This is a genomic window from Brachybacterium sp. GCM10030252 (genome assembly GCF_042666535.1).
Lineage (GTDB): Bacteria > Actinomycetota > Actinomycetes > Actinomycetales > Dermabacteraceae > Brachybacterium.
Window position 1 is genome coordinate 1 of sequence record NZ_JBHTDM010000030.1, and the last position, 23,902, is coordinate 23,902.

Here is a 23,902-nt window from a genome sequence, read left to right on the forward strand (position 1 = left end):
CCGCTCCCACTGCTCGTCGGACAGGACCTGATGTCGAGTCGTCGCGGTAGCCATGCATACAGGCTCTCAAGTGAAACCGCCTCACATATAGGAGACACGCCCTAGGGATTCAGAGACCCGGCGTGGGTCTGTACGCCGCCCAAGCGGTGATCGCCCGGAGTGCCACGAGTCGTGCCTCTCGCGACGCATCGGTTTCCCGGATGACCACACGCAGGCGCCGCACGGGTAGCTCGCCGAAATCGGCGATCCACCGCCGCTTCCGGTTCCCCGCGACCCGAGACACCTCACGCCAGACATCTTCGACCAGCACCTCCACCCGCGCGTCCTGCACCAGCGTCGGCATCACCTCGGCGGCTGTCCGGTGATGGTGCAGATTGATCAGGTCCTCGTTCACGTCGTCATCGAAGATAGTCTCGAAGCTGCCGAAGTGCACCGGCTCCGCCCACGACAGCTCCAACCACGGCTCCGGATCCTCGCTGGTCGGCCCCGAGACCCACATGTTCGGCCCGCCGTACGGCCGCGCATAACCGCCGCGCACCTGCTCGGGCCGGAACGCGTCCGTCGGAGCGGACCCGCGGAAGCAGATGCCGCTGCCGTGGAGGGTCTCCTTCCAGGCCCGCCACTGTTCGGTGTACCGCTCGTGTTCAGGCATCACGCGATGGATCATCGTCACCGTGCCGGGCTCAACCCACGCCCCCTCGTGCACGGCCAACTCCCGGTTCGCGCGCAGGATCACGAAGCCGTTCCGCGCCGTCTCCGGTTTCCAAGACAGCGGCAGATGCACCCACGTACGGCCCGGTTCCACGGGCACGGTCACCTCTGCGATCTCGTCCGCCGGCAGATAGTTCTGCGGCGCGGACGTGGCGTGCAGGGAGGCCTGCAGCTCCGTCGACCCGGCCGCGTCGACCAGCACATCGATCCCGTCCAGTCGCGGATCCACCGGCAGCACCAGGCCCAGGTCATCCACGAGCGGAGCGAGTCCCGCGCTCTGGGTCGACGCCAGCGTCGTCTTGGTCGACGAGGCCCGCACCTCGGCCTGCAGAGCGAGGTCGGCCGGGTCGTCGTGCACCAGGCCCAGCACCGAGGCGTCGGCCCGCACCATCGCACGCCGCAGCTCCGTGACGTGCTCGTTCGCCAGTGCAGACGGCGTGACGTCCAGTTGCTGGGCGAGCGCGGCCCCGATCCCGGCGGCCTCGCCGAGCAAGGCGCAGGTCGCCATCACGCGTGTCGAGCCGAAAGCGACATGGCTGGCGCTGATGTTCCGCCCGGCCATCCACATATTCGTGACGTTCTTCGAGAACAGCATGCGCAGCGGGAGGTGGTAGTTCCCGTCGGGATGCCAGTGCTTGGAGCCGGGTTCGGTGGCGTAGACCCCGCCGGAGGGGTGGAGGTCGATGGACCAGCCGCCGTAACCGATGCGGTCCTCGAACTCCGTCTGGCCCAGCACGTCCTGTTGGGTGAGGATGTGCTCGCCCACAAAGCGACGGTACTCGCGTTTGCCGGGCACGGAGCCGACCCACTCCAGCGTGAGGTTCTCGGCGTCGAACTCGCCGGAGTTCTTGATGTAGTCCCACATGCCGTAGCAGACGGCCTGAAGTTCATCGCGGATCCGCTCATTGTCGTGCACAACGTCCAGCTCGCCGCCCCATTCGATCCACCAGAAGGCGCAGCCCTTCATGTTTTGGCGAATCACCCGGTGCTCCGGAATCCCGGCGGCGGCGACGTCCACGGCGAACTTCGGGGCCACGAACTTCGACGGCTCGCCCACATCCTTGGAGTAGAACAGGATCGTGCTGCCCAGCATGTTCTGGTCGGGCACCTCTGGCGCCCAGTACTCCCCGAACTGCGAGCGCGGTTCACGCCCAGTCATGTACTCGGCGCCGGCAAGGTAGCCGACGAGCCCATCGCCGGTGCAATCGATGAACGTCGGTGCCTGCAGCGTGATTTGTCGTTCGGAGCCACTCATCCAACCCCGCACGCTGCGGATGACGCGAGCATCCGTCGGGCCGTCCGCTTCGACCTCCGTGATGTCCGTATTCAGCAGCAGGGTGATGTTCTGCTCCGCCTGCACCTTCTCCAGAAGCAGCAGGTCCCAGTAGTACGGGTTGCCCTCGGGATTGCGGAACTGGTTCTCCACGAACAGCTCGCCCATGATGCCGGTCTCACGAGCGAACAGATGGATACCGTGGGCGGTGGCTCCACACACCCATACCCGCACCTCGCTCGAGGAATTCCCACCGAGCACGGGACGGTTCTGGGCGAGCACCACCTCCCGGCCCTGGCGGGCGGCGCCGATCGCGGCGCAGACACCGGCCAGCCCTCCGCCCAGTACGGCGATATCGGCGTAGATCGTCTCCTCGATCACGGGACGTCTCTCCTATCGGGGGGTGGTTCAAACTGGTCAGGGTGCGAAGGGGTCATGGTTGTTCCCGGTCGCCCAGGGTGCCGTCATCGATGAATCGCATCGACTCGTCGGCAGAGCGGCGCTGAGCGACCAGCACCCACAGCAGGCTGGTGACGAGGGTGTCGCTTGCGCGCCCGGAGTAGTAGTGGGTCCAGACCTTTCCGTTACGGATCCCGCTGAAGATGCTGATGTCGGCGCCCTGATCGATGGACGACTCCGGTGCGCCGTGGATGCCCACCGTGGTCGCACCCATGGCACGCGCCTCGTGAAGGAGACGGGCACTCACGTCGTCCCGCCCGGATCGGTTGAGCACCACGACTACGTCTTTGTCCGTGAGCGTGTTGCACACCGCGTGAAGGGTGACGGGCCCGCTGTCGAGGAACCAGGCAGCCACCCCGATCCGCTGCAGGCGCATGTGTAGCTCGCGCAGTGCCACCGAGTCCCCCCACTCGCCGTATAGATGGACACGCTCCGCTCGTGCGATCACATAGGCGGCCCTCTCGAGACTACTGACATCGATGCTGGCGGCGGCGTCCCGCAGGGCACGGGCTGCGGTGCCGGCCAAGATGTCGAGCACGTCGGCAGGGGAGTCGTCGGGGGTAATCTCGCTGCCGATGTCGCGCTCCCACCCGGATTGCACATTACGCCCGTTCTCCAGGGCGATCGCGGAGCGAAATGCCGGGAACCCGGAGTAACCCAGTCGGGTCGCGAGGCGGGACACCGATGCCGGAGCGGCCCCGGCGCGTGTTGCGAGCGCCGTGATGCTCGATGAGCCCGCACTGAGGGGGTCGGCGAGGATCTCCTCCGCCACGCGGCGCATGGTGATATTGAGATCTGGGAGCACCTCGCGAACGGCCTGCAGTGCGGGCCGAGGGGAGGCATCATTCGCAGGGGTCATGGTAGCTCTCAGGTATAGAACAGCTGGGCAGACGCAACGGTGTCACTGTCGCTGATGACTCTGATCCAGTGCGCACTGAACCCGGTGGGGAAGACGTGGGTGACGAGCTCGCGCGGAGCCACATCGAGGCGCTTGGTTCGCATGAAGGATCCATCGCCATGGATGTCGACCTCGATGTCGAACTGTGCGGTGGCCTCGCCATGGTTCTCCACATGAAGGCACTTGTTGTCGAAACCGGTCATCAAGTACGGGTCCGACGGCTCTCCGGCGCGCACACCTCTACGCCACCACGGCCCTCCCCAGCCGGCAGGCTTGCCAAAGCCCCAGAGATCGTCCGTCTTCCCGAACCAGAGGCCGGACTGCGGCTCTGCGGTGGTGACATTCTTGCCGTGGCTGGGGGAGGCATTGTCTGCGCCCAACACGAGCATGCCCTTCCACGAGCAGAAGTCGCCGAGCACCCATAGGTGGGTGGAGATCGGCCGCAGCCCCCAGATCCTGCCCCCATAGGCCCAGGGCGAGAGCTCGTAGAACATGCCGTGGTGGTCCACGAGGAGACGCTCGTGCTCGGTCTCGCGGATGCGGGGCCACTCCGTCTGCCACTTGTGGTCGAAGGTGTGGGACGCCTTCGGGAGACGATAACGAGTCCACGTGCTGTTGCGCGCGGTGTATACCTCGAGGATCGCGGATGCTTCATCCCATCCGGTGGCGAAGATGGTGTCGGTGAAGTCGCCGCGTCCGCTGATGGCTGTGTAGGGCTTTCGTGCGATGATCCGCCATGTCGATCCGTCGTACTCTGCGAGCCGGCCTCGGCTCTGTCTGCCGGCCCAGTCGTCCTCGCCGTATTCGTTCGAGCAGATGACCAGTCGTCCGTGCGCGGTGTAGCAGTCTTTGTAGTGGACCTTCATCTCTCCGTCGGTGCCGAGTTCCTCGTTGAGGTCGAATAACTCTCTCGCCTGGCGAGTGGTGACATCGAGCTCGTAGACCAGGCCCTCCATCGTCAGCACGTACACATGGGTCTCGGGGCGGGTCAGATGCCGCGCGGTCCCACACAGGCGATGCCCTGCGAGCTCGTCGACGGTATGCACAGTGTGGTCTGGTTCGATCACGTGCGGGCCGATCACCAGCATTCCGGTCTCGAAGTGCACAAAACGGTTGGTGAAGGTGCCGTCCACCCCGATCGCTTCCGGGACTTTCTCCATCGAGAAGTCGTCCTCGATGCGGCGGAGACTCACTCCCGCTCCCGACTCTGCGCGGTGCGAGTTGTAGTTCTGGACATACAGGGCGCCGTTGTAGGGCATCAGCGCTCCGACTCCGAGCTCGCTGCGCGGCGGGCCGAAGTCGCCGATCTGTGCGAGACCGGGGGCGACGCCCGAGACGGTGGAGAGAGTGGTCATCTGAAGGGTCTCCTGAGGGTGGTGGGGTACGGAGTATCTGGCGGCGTCGGCGTCACTTCAGAGCGCTCTCGGTCAGGGCCTGCACGAAGCGGCGTTGGAAGATCAGGAAAACTACGAGGATCGGGATGATCGAGATGACTGCGGCTGCCATCGAGATGCCCGGGATGATCGCCCCGGTCTCGTCGGTGAAGTTGGTCAATGCCAAGGGCAGCGTGTAGTTCTCGGGCGTGGAGAGGAAGACCAGAGGCGTCTCGTAGTCGTTCCACGACCACACGAAGGTGAGGATCGCGAGCGCGCTGACCATGGGCATGGCGCCGGGTAGGTAGATGCGGAAGAAGATCTGCAGCTCGTTTGCGCCATCGATGCGGGCCGCCTCCGCGAACTCGCCGGGCTGGCTCACGAAGAACTGGCGCATGAGGAAGGTGCCCAAGACGGTGAACATGCCAGGAAGGATCAGTGCCCACAGTGAGTCGTAAAGCCCCAGTTGTTGGAAGTATACGAAGCGTGGAACCAAGAGCAGCTGCGCCGGTATCAGCGACGTCGCGAGGTAGGCGATGAACACGAGGTTTCGCCCCCGGAACCGAAGCTTCGCGAAGGCATATCCGGCCAGGGTGGCCGTGGCGAGCTCTCCGACCACGCGGAACAGTGCCACGAAGACGGAGTTGCCGAACGCCGGCAGTATCGACCCTTCTCCGAACAGCACTTCGGAGTAGTTCTCCCAGCGGAAGTCCTCGGGGATCCAACGCATCGGAACGGAGAACGCCTCGGCGTCGGGCTTCAAGGAGGTGGAGATCATCCATGCGAACGGCAGCAGGAACAGCACAGCCAGCAGCCACAGGGGGACGCCCCAGGCCCAGCGACGCACGCGCCGCCTACGTCGGTGCAGAGCCTGGCGTGAGGCGATGTCCGAGCGAGCCCCTTCTACTCCGCTGTTCGAGGTCGGGCCGGTGAGGTTCGGTTGCAGGGTGTCAGTCATGGAGGGCCTTGCCTCTCTGTGCTCGCCACATCCCGAGCATCAGTGCGAAGATTCCGAGGAACGTCACCAGGCCCACGGCGGAGGCGTAGCCGAACCGGTAGAACTGGAAGCTGGTCTGGTACATGTAGAACGAGAGCGTCGTGGTCGAGGCGCCCGGGCCCCCGTTGGTGATCAGCGCGATCATCCCGAAGCTCTGCGAAATGCCCACGAACAGGGTGATGAGCAGGAAGATCGAGGCCGGAAGCAGCGCTGGCCACGTGATGGACCGGAACATCGTCCAGCGACCCGCGCCGTCGATCCGCGCGGCTTCGTACAGTTGCTCCGGGGCGTCCTGGAGGGCCGAAAGGTAGATCAGGCACGCGTATCCGGCCTGCGCCCAGATCGTCACCAGGATCAGAGCCGGCAGCGCCCACCGAGAGCTGGCGAACCAGCCGGGCAGCGACTCCGCTCCGAAGGTTCCCAGGAACTGGTTCAGCAGCCCGGCAGAGGGATCCAGGAGCATCATCCAGGTCATCCCGATGGCCACGATGTTGACGATGTAGGGAATGAAGAAGCAGGCCCGGAGGAGCCCGCGCCCTGGCAGGTCCCGGTTGAGGGCCATCGCCAGCAACAGGCCCACTGCCAGGGTCAGCGGCACAGCCACGCCGGCGTAGATCACGGTGATCAATAGGCTGCGCCAGAATGTCGGATCCTGCAGGACGAAGAGGAAGTTGTCGAGACCGACGAACTCGATCCCCTCGAACCCGGACACCAGGTTCCACTCGGTGAAGGACAACAGAATCACCGACACCAACGGCACGAAGGTGAACAGCAGCACCCCGAGCAGATTGGGCGCGACGAAGAGCCAGCCGACGAAAGGCTTCGGATCCGAGGGTGCGCGCCCGGAATAGCGCGTACGTGCAGGGGCAGAAGCGGGAGCTGGGGTGGTGGTCATCTCAGTCCTCCCGGAAGCGCTCTATGAGCGCGTCGGCATCGGCATGGATCGTCGTGATCGCCCGCTCGGGCGTCCGTTCGAGCAGCCAGCAGACGTCGCGCTGCTGCTCGTAGGTGTGGGTGATCTCAGCAACCGCGGTGAGGTTGGTATCCGTGAGCAGCTTCGGGCCGTTGTCGAAGAGGGTGTGCCGGAAGGACGCCACGTCGAAGTAGGACTCCATGTCCTCTCCGAGGATGCCCTCGAGCTGGATGCCGGGGTCGACGTTGTCGAGGGCAGGGATCTTGCCTCCGGGGGCCATGTCCGCAGCGCCTTCGAGGAGCCAGAACTTCACGAACTCCCGGGCAATCTCCTGCTTGGGGCTCTTGGCGTTGATCTGGATGTGGTTGCCGTAGACGCCGCTGTTCCAGCCCGCCCCATCGATGGTAGGCATCGGCGCGCAGCTGGTGAGGAAGTCGTGCGGATAGTTCTCGGGATCATTGAGATAGCGCAGGCTGAAGGGCGCTGTTCCCCAGACGGCGAAGTCACCGGCGATGAAATTGTTCTGCTGGTATGCCTCGATCTGGCGAGCCAAGACCTGCGACCAGGGAAAGATCTGACCCTCACGGATCATCTGAGCGGTGAGGTCGAAGTGGCGAAGGAACGCCGGGTGTTCGAAGTTCGAGCCACCGTCCTCGGTGTACCAGTAGTTGGGGCCGAGTTCGATGCGGGGAAGGTCGGGCAGCTTGTAGGTCCCGTACCGCTCGGGGCCGGCCAGCTCGCGGACTGCCTCCAGATATTCGTCGAGCTTCCAGGCTTCTGGGAGAGAGATGCCCGCCTCGTCGCGCATCGACTCGTTCAGCAGTAGGAAGTTCGGCTCCTTCGTGGTCGCCAGTGCGGTGATGGCCTCGCCGTCGAACAGGGCCTTCGGCTCGTTCGTATCCAGAAAGGGCTCGAACTCGGGCGTTGAGCGAACCAGGTCGCTGACATCGGAAGCCATCCCTGACCCTGACCGCATGGCCAGATTCGCGGGGTCGTACGTGAAGAACACATCGATATCGACGCCGCCTTGGAGGGCGGTGTTGAGCTTGAGGTTGCCTCGGTCATCGTTGACGAACCGCGTGTAGGTGACGTGCTGGTCGGGATGCTTCTCCATGAAGTGGTCCACGAGGGTCTGGGGGCCGCTCTCGGGCGGAACTCCTCCCCAGACGCGGAGCGTGTTCAGGTCCTTCGAGGTGTCTTCGGAGGCGCAACCGGCGAGCGTGGCCGCGGCTGCGGCTCCGGCGAGCCCGGCGAAACTGCGTCGGCGTATGGGGGTCAGGAGCGGCGATCGGTTGCTCGGGGGTGGGGCGGAAGCACTCTGCATTCGTGGTCCTCCGACGCTTCGTTGCGTACAGGGTGAACGTGCTGTGGTGAACAAGATTCACAGAAATAGGGTGGAGCGTCAAGTTCCACTGTAAAGAATGTGCATGGCGGAGCAGGGCGTGCGACCCGCTCCCATGGACCCCCTTCCTAGGTTGTCGGATATCTGATAACTTCCGTCCATGGCACACGTCACCCGTCGGTTCGAGACCCTGCAGCACGAGCTGCTGGAACTCATCCAGCACCTGGGTCTCAAGCCCCACGACGCCCTCCCGTCCGAAGGTGAACTCGCAGAACAGCTTGGCGCCAGCCGGGCCACGCTGCGGGAGGCGACGCGTGCGCTGCAGTCACAAGGGGTGCTCGAGGCGCATCAGGGACGTGGACTGTTCCTGCGTTCCTTCTCCGTGGAGCCGGTGATCTCGCGACTCCCGTATCAGCTGATCGACTCCGGTGCCGACCTCGACGAACTGCTCGTGGCCCGCGCCGCCCTGGAGCGCGGATTGATCCGCGAAGTCGCGGAGCGCATCAGCGAGGAACAGCTCGCGCGGCTCGACGAGATCGTCGCGGAGATGCACGTGCTCGAGTCGAAGGGGCTCGCCTTCCCCGAACAAGATCGCGAGTTCCACCGCTGCCTGTACGTCGACCTCCGCAACCGCGTGATCGATGGAACGCTCGAAGCGTTCTGGCAGCTGATGGACAAGATGCGGGACCAGCTCCCCGCCCTGCGGTACGACGACCTGGCCGATCGCCACGCCGCCATCGTCGCCGCGCTGCGGAACCCACAGCATCACGACCCGATCGTCGCGCTCGACGACCACTTCATCGACATCCGACAGCGCGCCGACTCCCTGGTCGAGCGTCGTCCCGTTGACCACCAGGAGAGCTGAACCATGACATCCCTGAACATCCTGGACCGCGCGGACGGGATCGTCGCCGCCCTGCTGACCCCCTACCGCCCCGACGGGACCGTCGCCGTCGACGTCCTCCAGCAGCACACCAGTCAACTGGTGGAGGCAGGCATCGACGGGCTGTACGTGTGCGGATCCACCGGCGACGGCGTCGCGCTGGACGAGGAGAGTCGCGTGCTGTGCACTCGCGCCGTGGTCGCTGCGGTGGACGGCGAGGTTCCGGTCATCGCGCATGTCGGGACGAACTCCACCGAGCTGACCCTGCAGCTGGCCGACCGCTCCGTAGCGGCGGGCGCGGACGCCATCTCCTCGATCCTGCCGTCGATCCCCTTGACCGAGACCGAGGTCCGGGCCTATTTCCTGGATCTGATCCGTGACGCGCCCGCACCGCTAATCGCCTACAACTTTCCGGCCCGCTCCGGGGTCCGGCTCTCGCAGGAACTCCTGGCTGAGCTCGTCGAGCAGCCCAATCTGCACGGGCTGAAGAACACCTCCGGTGACGTCTTCGAGATGTCCGCGTTCACGCGGCTGCGTGATGGGAACTTTCGCGTATGGAACGGACACGACGAGGTGATCTACGCCGGATTGTCTGTCGGCGCCTGCGGAGCCATCGGCAGCACGTTCAACGCCTTCCCCACGCTCTACCTGGACCTGCTACGGCACTACCGCGACGGCGACCACGACGCGGCCATGGCCGTGCAGCGCCAAGTCGAGGACCTCGTGCGAGTGCTCGCGGCGTACGGCGTGATGCCCGCTCTCCGAGCCATCCTCGACTCCCGGGGCCTGGACATGGGGGCGAGCCGTCGCCCCTTGCTCGATCTCGACGACGCCACCCGGCGCCGACTCCTCGAGGACATCGCCGCCCTCGACCTGACCGCCTGAACCTCCAATCGCTTCACCACCCCGTCACCTTGGCTACGAAGGAGTCGTCATGTTGCAGCGCTACACACCCCTTACCCGGCGTACCGCACTGATGGGAGGAGCAGGTCTCACGGCGGCAGCCCTCGCGGCCTGCACCCCCGGCGGAACCCCCGAGACCGAAGATTCCGGAGCGAGTGATGGCGGCGGATCCGGCGCCATCACGTTCTGGCACTACTACGGGGGAGTCGCGACCGCTCCCATCGAGGCGCTGGTCAAGCGGTACACCGACGAGACTGGCACCGAGGTCGATATCCGCCATGTCCCGTTCGGTGACTTCAATCGGACCCTCCTCCAGGCCGCCACCGGCGGCGGCCTTCCCGATATCGCTCTCGTCAACGCCTTCGACACGGCGCTGTTCGCAGGCTCGGACATCCTCATGGACCTCAGCGATCGGGTCGCCGAGTGGGGAGAACAGGACTCGTACTTCGCCGGCCCGTGGGACACCACCCAGGTGGACGGGGCGACCTTCGGCATTCCCCACGTGGCGGATACCTACGCACTGTGGACGAACACGGCTGCGCTGGACGAGGCCGGGGCGCAGGCCCCCACGACCTGGGACGAGACAGAAACCGCGGCTATCGACGCTGCCGGAGAGGGCAGCTACGGCCTGGCGTACTGCGGCAGGAACGGCGTCGAGGGCGCCACCGCCTGGCTGCTGCGGTTCCTGGCCGCCGGCGGCGACATCACCGATTTCACGGGCGCCGCCGGGACCGCCGCCATGGACTCATTCCTGCGGATGCTCGAGGAAGGGGGCGTGTCCGAAGGCGTTCTGACCTGGACGGAGGACGACGTCTACGCACAGTTCCGAACGGAGACCGCCGCGATGATGATCAACTCCGCGTCCTATCTGACCTCGCTTGCCGACGAAGCACCAGACCTCGAGGTGGAGATCCTCCCGATGCCGGCCGACGAGACCTCGGTGTCGTGGCTTTCTGCCGAGAACCTCACGATCTCCAGCACCGCGAGCGACCCCGATGCCGCCTGGGATCTGATCACGTGGATGCAGCGGCCCGAGGTCATGAACGAGTACCTGCCCGAGCGCAACAAACTTCCGGTGCGTACGGACACTGCCGAGGATGAGCAGTGGCAGGACCCGGTCAAGAAGGTGTTCGTCGACCAGCTCGAGATCGCCTGGGCGCCCGAGGAGAGCGTCTCGCCGGCCTCGGCCGAGATCTTCACTGCAGTCCAACTGGCCCTGCAGTCCGTCCTCAGCGGATCCTCGAGCATCGATGACGCCCTGGCCACGCTGCAGTCGTCGACCGACGAGGCACTGCAGCAGTGACACAGGAACCTGGCGCCATCTACTGGTGCGCAGGGTATGCGCCCGAGAGCACAACCCGTCATCACGTCGAAGGAGCTCGATGATGACCACGACGCGCAGTGCGCCTGCAGCAAGGGCCACGGCACATCGACCGTCCCGGGGCGGTCGGGGAGCAAGACGTGCACAGAGCCTCGGGAAGTATCTCTTCATCCTCCCCGCGGTCCTCTTCGTCGTCGCCACGACCGTCTATCCGTTGGTGTACAACGTGAATCTCGGCTTCTACGACGCCCCCATCCAGAAGTTCTTGGGCGGGACCGTTCAGTGGGTCGGTGTGAGCCAGTACGTACAGGCGCTCACGGACCCAGAGATCTGGACCAGTCTCGTCACATCCCTGGTGTACACGATGTCGACGATCGTTCTCATGCTCACGATCGGGACGGCGTTCGCGCTTCTCTTCAACAAGCAGTTCCCGGGCAACAAGTTGCTGCGCTCGGTGCTTTTCCTGCCATACATATTGCCCTCGGTGGTAGCGGCGAACGTCTGGCGGTGGATGCTCGATGGCACCAGTGGTCTGGTCAACTACGTTCTCACCACCCTGCGGATCATCCCCGAGCCTGTGTTCTGGCTGGGCAGCCCTACACTCGCGCTGCCGGCGGTCACCTTGGCGACAGCCTGGTCGATGGTGCCCTTCGCCATGCTGCTGATCATCGCCGGCCTTCAGAACATCCCGCGCACGACGTACGAGGCGGCGGAGCTCGACGGTGCAAGCCGGTGGGCCACCTTCTGGTTCATCACGGTTCCTCTGCTGCGGCCCGTGCTGTCCGTCGTGGCGCTGCTCGGGTTCATCTACACCTTCAAGACCTTCGACACGATCTTCATCCTGACCCGTGGCGGCCCGGGAGACGCCACCACCGTGCTGCCGATCCTCGCGTACAACGAAGCCTTCGTGAACTTCGACCTGGGCGCGGGAGCAACCGTGAACACACTGCTTCTGGTGGTACCCATGCTCCTTGCCGTCGTTTATTTCCGTTCCACTCGGAGAGAGGGCTGAGCACCATGAAGAAGACCACGGCGCTGACCGTGGCAGCCGTTGCGCTGGTCATCGTCTACCTCATCCCCGTCTACTGGATGGTGGCGACCTCGTTGAAGCTGCCCTCGGACGTCTTCGATGCGCCACCGGACATCGTGCCGTCGCCGGCGACCCTGCAGGCGTACCTCGATACGGTGGTCTCGGACCCGGCCATCTGGCAGGGCCTGAGGTCGAGCACCATCATCACCTTGCCCACGCTCTTGCTGACCCTCGTGCTGGGGACGCCGGCGGCGTACGGGCTTGCGAAGTTCCGCTTCCGGGTCACCGGCGCCGTGCTGTTCCTGCTGCTCGCGGCGCAGATGCTGCCGACGATCAGCCTGGCTCTGCCTATGTTCGCGATCTTCAGCCAGTACGGACTGGTGGATACGTACACCGGCCTCATCATCGCCAACGTCTCCGTGACTCTCCCGTTCGCCGTCGTGCTGCTGCGTCCGTACATGGGGGCGATTCCCGGAGACCTGCTCGAAGCCGCGAGGCTCGACGGCTGCACCGTCTTCGGGGCGTTCCGCCGCGTGGGACTGCCACTGGTGCGGCCGGGACTGGTCATGGTCGCCACCCTCACCTTCGTGATGACCTGGGGCGAGTTCGTCTTCGGCCTCACCCTCGCCACCAGCGACGACAAGCAGCCGATCACCGTGGTCCTGAACAGGTTCATCGCGAGCTTCGGCACCCAGTGGACCAATCTGATGGCCGTCTCCACCGTCATCGCGATCCCGATCATCGTGGTGTTCATCCTTCTCCAGAAGCACGTCGTGGCCGGGCTCACCGAGGGAGGGCTGAAGGATTGAAAGCGGCCCGGGGCGCGCCCCGGGGTACGACCGGATCCGCCGCCCGAGGCTCCAGCATTGACGCCGAGCGCATGAAAGGTCACCGATGGCAACTCCCCAGCAACGACCGAACGTGCTGGTCGTCATGAGCGACCAGCAGCAAGCAGGGACTGTGGACCCGACCGGGCCGTGCCGGACCCCGCACCTGACGGAACTGGCCGAACGCGGTGCTCGATTGACACGGTGCTATACGCCCAGCCCCATCTGCTCACCAGCCCGGGCCAGTTTCATGACCGGTTTGCTGCCCCACCAGCACGGGATGGTCGACGTCTATCACGCCGTGCCGACCTTCCGCGCGGATCTCGTGGACGGGCTCCCGATGTGGAGCAACCGTCTTGCGGACGCTGGATACAGGGTCGGATACTTCGGCAAATGGCATGTCGAGCGCAGCGGCGAGATGGAGCGCTTCGGATTCACCGAGGACGGCGCGTACTTCGAGCCGGAGGCCGAGTACTACGCGTACCGGCGCAGCTTAGGCCTGGCCGACAAGCCGGTCCTCTCGGAGCCGACGCGCACGGTCGCTCAGCCGGGCTACCGTGATCTGCTGCTCTACGGCGTGACCGAGGAGCCGGTGGAGAGCACCCTCGAGCACTTCACCGTCTCCCGAGCCCTGTCCTTCCTCGAATCCGCGATGGAGAAGGACGAACCCTGGGCAGTCATGGTCAGTACGAAAGCGCCACACGAGCCGTACGTGGCCCCTTCGGCGTACGTCGATCGGTATGACCCGGCCTCGCTGCCATTGCCGGACAGCTTCGAGGACGATCTCGCCGACCGACCGGCGATCTACCGTCGTCAGCAGAGCGTCTGGGCCGACGTCTCGCCGGACGAGTTCCGGAACGCGATGGCGTGCTATTACGCGCTCTGCTCCATGGTCGACGACCAGGTAGGTCGACTCCTGGAACGCATCGAGGCGGCCGGCCAGCTGGAGGACACGATCGTCGTCTACACGACCGATCACGGCGACCTCATGGGGGCGCACCGGCTGCTGCTCAAAGGCGTGCCCGGCTTCGAGGAGGTCTACCGCGTGCCGATGATCGTCTCGTGGCCGGCAATGATCCCGCCCGGACAGGTCATCGACGATCTGACCCAATCCCACGACATCGCCGAGACGATCGCTCAGCTGACCGGCCACGGCCTCGGCGGTCACGCCGTCGACCTGCTGCCGCAGCTGATGGGCGAAAGCGGCCCGCCGCGGCAGACCGCGTTCGCCGAGTTCCACGGACAGCGGTTCTCCTACACCCAGCGGATCGTGTGGGAAGGGCGGTACAAGTACGTCTTCAACGCCTTCGACTTCGACGAGCTGTATGACCTGGAGGCGGATCCTGGTGAACGAGTCAATCTGGTCCGCGACCCCGACCATGCCGATATGCTGCGTGCCATGGTGGCCCGCATGTGGCAGATCGCGGAAGAGACCGGCGACTACACGGTGACCGGCGCCCAGGACGGCACGTATCGCTATCTGCCCGTCGGGCCGCTGGGATAAGAATCAGGGGCGCAGCCGCTCACCCTGCGCTCTCTCGCTCACCCGTCCAACGCACTCCTGCTGTCAGGGAGCACGGTGTCCCTCGCCGAGCCCGGCGCCCTCGGGCTCGCAGACGCCTCGACCGTCCTCGGCGGGATCCCGTCGCCCCGGGTCGACAACTGCGGCCGGCTCGCGCGGTGCAGGTCTGTCGGAGGCAGACCACGCAGCGTCGCTCACGCGGCTCGGTAGGCGCCGTTGCGCACCCCGAGCCCGCTCATAGGTGCACTCCAGTGCTACTGTGAGCACCCCCGAGGACCGTCGTACCTCGCGAATACTCGGGGTCGAAGGAGACGATCGTGGACATCGGGCCGCTCTCGAACGTGCAGCTTGCGCACGCCGCGCGGGAGCACTACGTCCAAGGGAAGTCCCGGGTGAAGATCGCCGAGGAGACCGGGCTGAGCCGCTTCAAGGTCGGGAGGATGCTCGAGGAGGCCGTCGCCCGCGGGATCATCCGCTTCGAGATCGTCAGCACCCCAGGTGTGGACCTCGATCTGTCGATGCAGCTCAAGCAGCGGTACGGCCTTCAGCACGCGATTGCCGTCGAGCTCCCGGTGGATACCGACGCGGAGGCCCAGATGTCACTCGGCACGTTCGCTGCCGATCTGATCGACGATCTCGTCGGTCCGGAGGACATCCTCGGGCTCACCTCGGGCCGCACCCTGAACGTCATGGCGCGCCAGGTGAGCAGCCTGCCCTGCCGGGCGGTGGTCCAGCTCGCCGGCGTCGCCGGCCCCATCCAGGAGAGCGGGCTGGAAGTGATCCGCCGTCTGGCGAACCTTCCCGATGTCCAGCCCTGGCCGATCTACGCCTCCATGGTCATGAGCGATGCCCAGACCGCCCGCGGCGTGCTGCGCCAGCCGGGGATCCGCTCGGCCGTGGAGATGTTCGACGAGGTGACCGTGGCGCTGTGCGCCATCGGCTCGTGGGCCCCGCCGAACTCCCTGATGATGGTCAACCCGGCGATCGCCGACGAGGATCGAGCGCGGTTGCTGCGCCAGGGGGTCGTCGCCGAGATCGCAGCGACCGCGCTCACCGACAAGGGGCAGGCGGTCCATGATCTCGATGACCGCTGCATCGCGATCCGCGAGGACCAGCTGCGGGCGGTCCGCTCCCGGATCGGCGTGGCCGGCGGACCGTCGAAGACGAGGGCCATCCGCGCCGTGCTTGCCTCGGGGCTGCTCACGGGGATCGTGACAGACGCCTTCACGGCAGGCCGCCTGCTGGCGGGGTGAGTATGGGCTCCCGTCGCGTCGCCGGAGTGGACTCCTCGACCCAGAGCACCAAGGTGGTGGTCGTGGATGCGGGCAGCGGCGAGCTCGTCCATTCCGCCGCGGCGCGTCACCCGGAGGTCTCCGAGGTGTGGCCGCAGCGGTGGTGGGAAGCGCTCGGGGAGGCAGGGGGCCGTTCGATCACCGGGGCGCGCGCCCTCAGCATCACGTCCCAGCAGCACACCACTATCCTCCTCGACCGCCGGAACGAGGTGCTGCGGCCGGCGATCTTGTGGAACGACCTGCGCGCCATGGCCTCCGGCGCCGATCTCGTCCGGGAGCTGGGTCCGGACCGCTGGCTGCGCTCGCCCGGTCTGCTGCCGGACTCCGCGCATCCGGTGAGCAAGCTGCGCTGGTTGCGCGAGCACGAGCCGGAGACCGCCGCGCAGGTGGAGACCGTGCTGCTCCCGCACGACTGGCTGACCTGGTCGTTGCTCGGCAGGGTGGCGCCGCCCTCGACGGACCGTTCCGACGCCTCCTCCACCGGATACTGGTCCATCGCCGGCAGCGACTATGACGACGCCCTCCTCCGGCACAGCTTCGGCAGGGCCGTGCGCACCCCCGAGGTGCTTCCCCCGGACGCCCCCGCCGGGGCGAGCGCGCAGGGGCTGCTCATCGGGGCCGGATGCGGCGACAACGCCGCGACGCATCTGGCGCTGGCGACCGATGTCGGGGACATGGTCATCTCCGTGGGGACGAGCGCGACCGTCTCGATGCGCACCACCAGCCCGGTCCTCGACCCGACCGGCCGGGTCGACACCATGGCCGATGCGCGCTCCGGCGCCATCCCCATCATCGCGATGCTCAACGGCGCCCGGGTCCTGGTCGCGACGGCGAGCATGCTCGGTATCACCCCGGCCCGGCTGGACAAGCTGGCAGCCGGCGCCGAGCCGACGGCCGGGGGCGCCGTGATGCTGCCCTACCTCGATGGCGAGCGGAACCCTCCGCGGCAGGAGGGGCGCGGCGCGCTGCTGGGGCTCTCCCGCCCGGCGCTCACGCCGGAGATGATCGCCCGAGCCGCCGTGCTCGGCCTGGCCTGCGCGATCGCCGATGCCGCCGACGCCCTCGCGCGGGCCGCCGGCGAGCCGCGGCGGATCCTCCTCGTCGGCGGCGGGGCGAAATCGCGCGCTCTGCGACAGGCGCTCGTCGACCTGACAGGGCGGACGATCCATACGGCTCCGGATCGGGAGCATGCCGCGTTCGGAGCGGCCCGGCAGGCGGCGTGGGTGCTGACCGGCACGCTGCCGCACTGGCCCCTCGGTCTCTCGCCGCATCACCCCAGCGCGGGCAGCGGGGCCTGGGCCGTCGACGTCCGGGCCGCGCACCGAGCCGCCGGGCTCGGACGCCCGGCCGGGCCCGCTGCGGACTCCAGCTGAGCCGGTTGGAGCTTCGGCCGTTCGAACAGGGCGCGCTGCGAACCCCGCCTGATCCCGGGGCCCAGCCGGTGGCTGTCCGAACAGGGCGCGCCGCGAGCCCCGCCTGATCCCGGCGGCCCAGCCGGTGGCTTTCCGAACAGAGTTCCCGCCGCCGTCGAGCACGGCTCGGGGTGACGAATCCCCCTGCTCGCTTGAGCGCCATCTGGCGCGCCCGTCCGCCCTGCTCATGTGAGCACGGGTGCTTGCAGACTGAAATCGATCAGCTCTACGGTGAACTCGTCGCAGCCGGTGCGGCCTCGAGCGAAGGAGCTGAGCGTGTCGCAGACGCAGACGGATACCGAGGCAGGCGTCGCGATGCTGCGATGCGAGGGGATCGAGATGTCCTTCGGTGGCATCCCGGTCCTGAAAGGCATCGATCTGCACCTCGAGCCGGGCAGCGTGACCGCGCTGGCCGGGGAGAACGGGGCGGGCAAATCAACCCTCATGAAGATCGCCTCCGGTCAGTACACGCCCGACGCAGGATCCGTGACGGTGCGCGGCCGGGCGCTGACCCCGGGCAGCACCCGGGCCGCCAACGACCTCGGGGTGGCGATCGTTCCGCAGGAGCTCGCCTCGATCCCTGAGCTGACGGTCTACGAGAACCTCTACATCGGCCGCGAGGAGCGCAACGCACTCGGTCTGCTGGACCGTCGCGCCATGATCGCCGGCGCCCAGGAGGCGCTCGCAGATTTCGGGATCGAGCTCGACCCCACCGTCCGGATGGGCCCGCTGCCCGTCGGCGTGCGTCAGATCGTCGAGATCATCAAGGCCAGCAGCCGCGGCGCCCGAGTGCTGCTGCTGGACGAGCCCACCAGTGCGATCGCCGAGCGTGAGGTCGCGCAGCTGGAGACGGTCGTGCGCAGCTGCCGCGATCGCGGCGTGGCCATCCTCTTCACCACCCACAAGATGGAGGAGATGCGCAGCATGGCCGATCGCGTGATCGTGCTGCGCGACGGCCGGCTCATCGCCGATTCCGCGATCGGACGGATCACAGACGACGAGATCGTCACCGCCATGATCGGGCGCGAGCTGGAGAACCTCTTCCCCGCCCGCCCGGAGCACACGACCGAGCCCGTCCTCGAGGTCCGTGACCTTGCGGTGGAGCCCGAGACCGCTCCGATCTCCGTGACGGTCCGTCGCGGGGAGATCCTGGGCCTGGCCGGGCTCGTCGGGGCCGGCCGGACCGAGCTGATCGAATGCCTCTACGGCTCGCGTCGGCCCGCCGGCGGCCGGGTGAGCATCGCCGGGCGTGTGCTGCGCCCCGGCAGTCCGCGCCACTCCATCGCCCGCAACGTGGCGATCGTCCCCGAGGACAGGAAGGGCGCCGGCGCGGTGCTCTCCATGAGCGTCGTCGACAACGCCACCCTGCCCCGCATCGCCGCGTTCTCCAGGTTCGGCGTGCTCTCCGAGAGCCGCCGGCGCACCACGATCGAATCCGCGATGCAGTCGGTGCGGCTGAAGTCCGCGGGCCTCGGCCAGAGCATGGAGCACCTCTCCGGCGGCAACCAGCAGAAGGTCGTCCTCGGCCGATGGCTGACGGGCACCGTCGATGTGCTCCTGCTGGATGAGCCCACGCGCGGTGTCGACGTCGGAGCGCGCAGCGAGATCTACCGCATCATCGTCGATCTCGCCTCGCAGGGCATGGCGGTCGTCATGGCCTCCAGCGACATGCCCGAGATCCTCGCACTCTCGCACCGCGCACTGGTCATGCGCGGCCTGGCCGTGGCCGGCGAGCTCTCCCGGGAGCAGCTGGACGCCCCCGGCGTGCAGGAGACCATCTTCCGCCTCGCCTCCGGTCTCGAGGACTCCTCGGATTCGGGCGCACCGTCCACCGATCTCACCTCCCACCAGGAGAACCTCCAGTGACTCACGACACCGCGACCACGACCTCAGTCTCTCCGTCCGGCAGGTGGGCGACCATCGTGCGCGACTTCCTCATCCGCCACATCATGATCGTGGTGATGCTGGGGATCGTGGCGTTCTTCGCCTATCGCAGCGCGCGGTTCGCCACCCCGGACAACCTGCTGACGATCCTCGTCGCAGCGGCCCCGTTCGCCCTCATCGCCCTCGGGCAGACCTTGGTGATCCTCACCGGCGGCATCGACCTCTCCGTCGGCAGCGTCATCGCCGCCAGCGCCATGGCCGCCGCCTGGACCGCCAAGGCCTTCGGTGACAACCCGATCCTCCCGCTGCTGGCGGCCGTGTTCGCGGGGCTGCTGGCCGGTGCCGCCAACGGGGTGGTCGTCGCCTGGTTGAACGTCCCGCCCTTCATCGTCACCCTCGGCATGCTCACCCTCGCCTCCGGCGTCGCCTACGTCATCGGCGGGGGTGCCCCGATCAACGGCCTCCCGGCCTCGTTCGGGATGTGGGCGAACACGGGCATCGGCGGGCTGACGGTTCCCGTGATCCTGATGATCGCAGCGATCGTCGGCTTCGCCCTGCTCATGCGCCGCACCACCTATGGCCTGCGGGTCTACGCGATCGGCGGCAACCGGCTGGCCGCCGAGATCGCCGGGGTGCGCTCGCGCGGGATCCTCTTCAGCGTCTACGCGATCAGCGGTCTGCTCGCCGGGATCTCCGGGCTCATGCTCTCCTCCCGTGTCATCTCCGGTTCGCCCAACCTCGGGCAGGGCTACGAGCTCGACGCGATCGCCGCGGTGGTGATCGGCGGGGCCAGCCTCATGGGCGGTCGCGGCACCATCTGGGGCACCGCGATCGGGCTGCTGCTCATCCAGACCATCAACAACGGCCTGGACCTCCTGCTGGTCCCGGCCTACTGGCAGGACGTCATCAAGGGCGTGATCATCGTCGCCGCCGTCGCCGCCGACGTCTGGGCCAACACTCGCAACCGCAAATAGCCTCCCGACCTGCCCCGTACACCGCCGCCGGCAGCCCAGGGGGCGCCCGGTCTCACCGCCGCTCACGACCCCCGACACCGATCCCACCACCCGCCAGCCCTCTCTCAAGGAGAATCCGATGAAGCGCAGGAATTTCACCACCCTCATGCTCGCCGCGGTGCCCGTCGGCGCGACCCTCGCCGCCACCGGCTGCGGCGCAGGCGATCCCAGCAGCGCCGGCGCGGACTCCGTCACCGTCGGCGTGACGGTGTACGACATGTCCTCGTTCATCACGCAGGGCAGGGAGGGCATGGAGGCCTTCGCCGCGGCCCGAGACATCCAGCTGCAGTGGAACTCGGCCGGGGGAGACGTCTCCTCCCAGGCCAGCCAGGTCGACCAGTACGTCAGCGCGGGCCTGGACGCGATCATCATCGTCCCCGTCCAGGCGGATTCCCTGGGCCCCCAGGTCCAGGCCGCCAATGCGGCCGAGATCCCGGTCATCGCGGTGAACACCGCGCTGTCCGGGGTGGAGGTCGATGCGAGCGTCCAGCCCGATGACGTCGCCGCCGGGGAGCAGGAGGCCACGCAGATGATGGAGGCGCTCGGTGGCGAGGGCGCCGTGGTGATCCTCGAGGGACCCCTGGGCTCGTCCCCGCAGCTCGACCGCGGCCAGGGGATCGAGAATATCCTGGCGGAGAACCCGGGCGTCACGGTGCTCGCCCAGGACACCGCGAACTGGAGCCGCGACGAGGCGGTCAATCAGATGAAGAACTGGATCTCCGCCTTCGGTGACGAGATCACCGGCGTGATCTCCCAGAACGACGACATGGCCCTCGGCGCCATCCAGGCGCTGCGGGAGGCCGGCATGGACGGCATCCCCGTGGTGGGCATCGACGGCATCGAGGACGGGCTCGAAGCGGTCAGGGCCGGCGACATGATCGGCACCTCCCTCCAGCACGGGACCGTCGAGCTGGCGGCCGGGCTCGCCGTCGCCGCCGGGATCGCCCGCGGCGAGGACGTCCCCACCGAGCCCGTCTACACGATGCCCGCGGTGACATCCGAGAACGTCGATGCCGTCATGGAGAACGTCGTCACCGAGCGGGAGTCCTTCATGGAGGAGCTGCCGGACCTCATCGACGAGAATCTCGCCTCCGAGGACATCGCCTACGAGGGCCTCCCCGGGCAGGAGCGCTGAGCCGGCGATGACCAGGGTGCACAACGACCCCGCCGACTTCGTCGACCAGCAGCTCGAGGGCTTCGCCTCCCTCTACGCCGACCGGCTGCGCGCTGTCCCCGGCGGCGTCGTGAGCCATCGCGGCCCCGATCCCGTGGTCGCCGTCGTCGCCGGCGGCGGCTCCGGCCACTACCCGGCCTTCGCAGGCCTGGTGGGCCCCGGCTTCGCCGCCGGAGCCGTGGTGGGCAACATCTTCACCTCGCCCTCGGCCGCGCAGGTCTACTCGGTCGCCAAGGCCGCCGACCAGGGGCGCGGCGTGATCCTCACCTTCGGCAACTACGCCGGGGACGTGATGAACTTCGGCATCGCCGCCGAGCGGCTGCGCCGCGAGGGCATCGATGCCCGGATCGTGCTGGTCACCGACGACGTCGCCTCCTCGGCCGTGGAGGAGGAGCGGCGCGGGATCGCCGGCGACTTCGTCGTGTTCAAGGCACTCGGAGCGGCCGCCGCCACCGGGGCGCACATCGACGCCGTCGAGCAGGCGGGACGCGCCGCGAATGCCGCCACCCGCACCTTCGGCGTCGCCTTCTCCGGGTGCACCATGCCGGGAGCCGAGGAGCCCTTGTTCACCGTGCCGCCCGGGACGATGGGCGTGGGCCTCGGCATCCACGGCGAGCCGGGTATCCGCGACGCCCCGATCGCCCCCGCCTCCGAGCTCGCCGCGATGATGGTCGACGGGGTGCTCGCCGCGCGGCCCCGTACGGAGTCCACTCGCGTCGCCGTGATCGTCAACGGCCTGGGCACGACGAAACAGGAGGAACTGTTCCTGCTGTGGGGCGAGGTGCGCCGGCTGCTGGAGGCTCGCGGTCTCACCCCCGTCCAGCCCGAGGTCGGGGAGCTGGTGACCAGTCTCGACATGGGCGGCTGCTCCCTGACCCTCACGTGGCTCGACGGGGACCTCGAGCGCTGGTGGGGCGCTGATGCCTACACCCCCGCCTACCGGAAGCAGGCCTCCCCGCTCGCGGCACTGCGACCGGTCGAGATCGGCGCCGCTCCCGATTCGGCAGCACAGGCGCCGCAGCCGTCCATGGCCGGTGCGCGGCTCTCCGCGCACATCGCGTCAGGACTCTCCCGGATGCTGGAGGTGCTGCGCCGGAATGAGGACGAGCTGGGCCGGATCGACGCCGTGGCCGGCGACGGCGATCACGGTCGCGGGATGGTCAAGGGAGCCGGCGCCGCCGTGCAGGCAGCGAACTCGCTGACAGGCGTCGGCCCGGCCTGGACGCTGAGGGCAGCCGGCAGGGCATGGGCCGCCGAGGCGGGCGGCACCTCCGGCGTGCTCTGGGGAGCCGGGCTCGAGGCGGCGGGTGAGTCCCTCGGCGATGCGCGCGAGACCTACAACGGCCAGGACGTCGCCGAGGCCGTCGGCGCCTTCGTGCAGGCCGTGCAGGAACTCGGCCGCGCGGAGGTCGGCGACAAGACCCTGATCGACGCGGCCGTGCCGTTCCACCGGAGCCTGCATGACTCCGTCCGCTCGGGCATGAGCCTTCCCGCGGCGTGGAGCGCGGCCGGCCGGGCCGCGCGCTTCGCGGCCGATGCGACCGAGGACCTTCTGCCTCGCAAGGGCCGGGCCCGCCCCCTCGCCGAGAAGAGCCTCGGCACGCCGGACGCCGGGGCGCAGTCCTTCGCGCTCCTCGTCGAGGCGCTCGCCGAGGACATGGCGCAGCACGAGCACACCCTCGAGGCGAAGGAGCTCCCCGCTCCCGTGCCCGGAGGGGACGCGACCGACGCCGGGACCTCCGCGGCGCACCGCTGAACGATCGATCCGAAGACATCGAGAGAACGAGAGAAGGAGCGACCATGGAGCGCACATTCGAGGGCAGGATCGCCGTCATCACCGGAGCTGCCAGCGGAATCGGCCACACCGTCGCCGGGCACCTCGCCGAGCGCGGTGCCCGGATCGTGGGGGTCGACCTGAACCCCGACGTCGGCGAGATGCTGGCCGAACTACCGGGCGGACGGCATCACGGGATCGTCGCCGACCTCACCGATGCTGCAGCGGCCGGCCGGGTGATCGAGGAGACGGTCCGCGAGGTCGGTACACCGTACGTCCTGGTCAACTCCGCCGGAGTCGCACTGTTGGACCCGGCCGTCGATGTCCCGGCGGAGCGCTGGCAGCTGACCCTGGACGTCAACCTCAGCGGCACCTTCTATATGGCGCAGGCCGCCGGCAAGGTGATGATCGAAGCGGGGCAGGGCCGCATCATCAACTTGGCCTCGCAGGCCGCCGTGATTGGACTGGACCAGCACGCCGCATACTCCGCGAGCAAGGCTGCGGTGGTCGGGCTGACCCACACCCTCTCCCTCGAATGGGCGCGCCACGGCGTGACCGTCAACGCCGTCTCCCCGACGGTCGTCGAGACACCGCTCGGCAAGGCGGCGTGGGCCGGGGAGCGCGGCGAGAAGGCGAAGGCCGCGATCCCGGTGGGGCGCTTCGCCCAGCCCGAGGAGGTCGCGGCGCTGATCGCGTTCATCGCCGGGGACGACGCCGCCATGATCAGCGGCAGCAACTACCTCATGGACGGGGGCTTCACGACCGTGTGACCCCCCTGCTGCTCGGGGTCGGAGTCGAGTTCGACGCTGCGGGACGGACCGTCGTGCCGCCGAGTGGCAAGCCTGCGCACACGGCGCTGACATTGCCGCCACCGGGAGTGTCGTACACAGCGCCCTGAAGG

The 23,902-nt window shown here is 67.6% G+C and carries 19 protein-coding genes; 13 read left to right on the forward strand and 6 right to left on the reverse strand.

What is annotated here, in order from left to right:
• Positions 1-109: 109 nt before the first annotated feature.
• The 6 genes from ACFQRJ_RS13555 to ACFQRJ_RS13580 are packed head-to-tail and all read right to left on the reverse strand — an operon-like array spanning position 110 to position 7,948.
• Positions 110-2,365, reverse strand: a complete 2,256-nt coding sequence (locus ACFQRJ_RS13555; protein ID WP_377019702.1) for an FAD-dependent oxidoreductase — start codon at positions 2,363-2,365, stop codon at positions 110-112.
• A 52-nt stretch (positions 2,366-2,417) separates the two neighbouring features.
• Positions 2,418-3,302, reverse strand: coding sequence for a MurR/RpiR family transcriptional regulator (locus tag ACFQRJ_RS13560; RefSeq protein ID WP_377019703.1), 885 nt, complete (start codon positions 3,300-3,302; stop codon positions 2,418-2,420).
• A gap of 8 nt (positions 3,303-3,310) precedes the next feature.
• Positions 3,311-4,696 carry a hypothetical protein gene (locus ACFQRJ_RS13565; protein WP_377019705.1) on the reverse strand — a complete coding sequence of 462 codons (1,386 nt, stop codon included), beginning with the start codon at positions 4,694-4,696 and terminating at the stop codon, positions 3,311-3,313.
• 52 nt (positions 4,697-4,748) lie between these two features.
• Entirely contained in the window at positions 4,749-5,672 is a 924-nt protein-coding gene (locus ACFQRJ_RS13570) for a carbohydrate ABC transporter permease (protein WP_377019706.1), read from the reverse strand.
• Positions 5,665-6,606, reverse strand: a complete 942-nt coding sequence (locus ACFQRJ_RS13575) for a carbohydrate ABC transporter permease (RefSeq protein ID WP_377019707.1) — start codon at positions 6,604-6,606, stop codon at positions 5,665-5,667. Before ACFQRJ_RS13575 ends, ACFQRJ_RS13570 begins: the two co-directional genes overlap by 8 nt.
• A gap of 1 nt (position 6,607) precedes the next feature.
• A complete protein-coding gene (locus ACFQRJ_RS13580) occupies positions 6,608-7,948 on the reverse strand; it encodes an ABC transporter substrate-binding protein (RefSeq protein ID WP_377019708.1) in 1,341 nt (446 codons plus the stop codon).
• Positions 7,949-8,126: 178 nt separating this feature from the next.
• Between ACFQRJ_RS13580 and ACFQRJ_RS13585 the strand changes: the two genes are divergently transcribed.
• The 13 genes from ACFQRJ_RS13585 (at position 8,127) to ACFQRJ_RS13645 (ending at position 23,771) form a co-directional block, all read left to right on the forward strand.
• Positions 8,127-8,831: a FadR/GntR family transcriptional regulator gene (locus ACFQRJ_RS13585; RefSeq protein WP_377019709.1), complete on the forward strand. Its 705-nt coding sequence runs from the start codon at positions 8,127-8,129 to the stop codon at positions 8,829-8,831.
• 3 nt (positions 8,832-8,834) lie between these two features.
• Positions 8,835-9,734: a dihydrodipicolinate synthase family protein gene (locus ACFQRJ_RS13590; protein ID WP_377019710.1), complete on the forward strand. Its 900-nt coding sequence runs from the start codon at positions 8,835-8,837 to the stop codon at positions 9,732-9,734.
• A gap of 49 nt (positions 9,735-9,783) precedes the next feature.
• Positions 9,784-11,055 carry an extracellular solute-binding protein gene (locus ACFQRJ_RS13595; protein WP_377019711.1) on the forward strand — a complete coding sequence of 424 codons (1,272 nt, stop codon included), beginning with the start codon at positions 9,784-9,786 and terminating at the stop codon, positions 11,053-11,055.
• 82 nt (positions 11,056-11,137) lie between these two features.
• Positions 11,138-12,085: a carbohydrate ABC transporter permease gene (locus ACFQRJ_RS13600; protein ID WP_377019712.1), complete on the forward strand. Its 948-nt coding sequence runs from the start codon at positions 11,138-11,140 to the stop codon at positions 12,083-12,085.
• Positions 12,086-12,090: 5 nt separating this feature from the next.
• Entirely contained in the window at positions 12,091-12,912 is an 822-nt protein-coding gene (locus ACFQRJ_RS13605) for a carbohydrate ABC transporter permease (protein ID WP_377019713.1), read from the forward strand.
• Positions 12,913-12,997: 85 nt separating this feature from the next.
• On the forward strand, positions 12,998-14,434 hold the full coding sequence (locus tag ACFQRJ_RS13610) for a sulfatase-like hydrolase/transferase (protein WP_377019714.1): 1,437 nt from the start codon (positions 12,998-13,000) through the stop codon (positions 14,432-14,434).
• A gap of 335 nt (positions 14,435-14,769) precedes the next feature.
• Positions 14,770-15,705, forward strand: a complete 936-nt coding sequence (locus ACFQRJ_RS13615) for a sugar-binding transcriptional regulator (RefSeq protein ID WP_377019715.1) — start codon at positions 14,770-14,772, stop codon at positions 15,703-15,705.
• 2 nt (positions 15,706-15,707) lie between these two features.
• Positions 15,708-17,117: an FGGY-family carbohydrate kinase gene (locus ACFQRJ_RS13620; protein ID WP_377019716.1), complete on the forward strand. Its 1,410-nt coding sequence runs from the start codon at positions 15,708-15,710 to the stop codon at positions 17,115-17,117.
• Between the two features lie 315 nt (positions 17,118-17,432).
• Complete coding sequence (locus tag ACFQRJ_RS13625) at positions 17,433-19,022, forward strand: sugar ABC transporter ATP-binding protein (RefSeq protein ID WP_377019718.1); 1,590 nt, start codon at positions 17,433-17,435, stop codon at positions 19,020-19,022.
• The gene (locus tag ACFQRJ_RS13630; RefSeq protein WP_377019719.1) at positions 19,019-20,014 is read left to right on the forward strand and encodes an ABC transporter permease; all 996 of its coding nucleotides are present in this window, start codon (positions 19,019-19,021) and stop codon (positions 20,012-20,014) included. The genes ACFQRJ_RS13625 and ACFQRJ_RS13630 overlap by 4 nt, the downstream gene beginning before the upstream one ends.
• 118 nt (positions 20,015-20,132) lie before the next feature.
• Positions 20,133-21,188, forward strand: a complete 1,056-nt coding sequence (locus ACFQRJ_RS13635; protein WP_377019720.1) for a substrate-binding domain-containing protein — start codon at positions 20,133-20,135, stop codon at positions 21,186-21,188.
• A gap of 7 nt (positions 21,189-21,195) precedes the next feature.
• Positions 21,196-22,983 (forward strand): dihydroxyacetone kinase family protein, encoded by a 1,788-nt coding sequence (locus ACFQRJ_RS13640; protein WP_377019721.1) that lies wholly within the window; start codon positions 21,196-21,198, stop codon positions 22,981-22,983.
• Between the two features lie 44 nt (positions 22,984-23,027).
• Entirely contained in the window at positions 23,028-23,771 is a 744-nt protein-coding gene (locus ACFQRJ_RS13645) for a GolD/DthD family dehydrogenase (RefSeq protein ID WP_377019722.1), read from the forward strand.
• Positions 23,772-23,902: the final 131 nt, after the last annotated feature.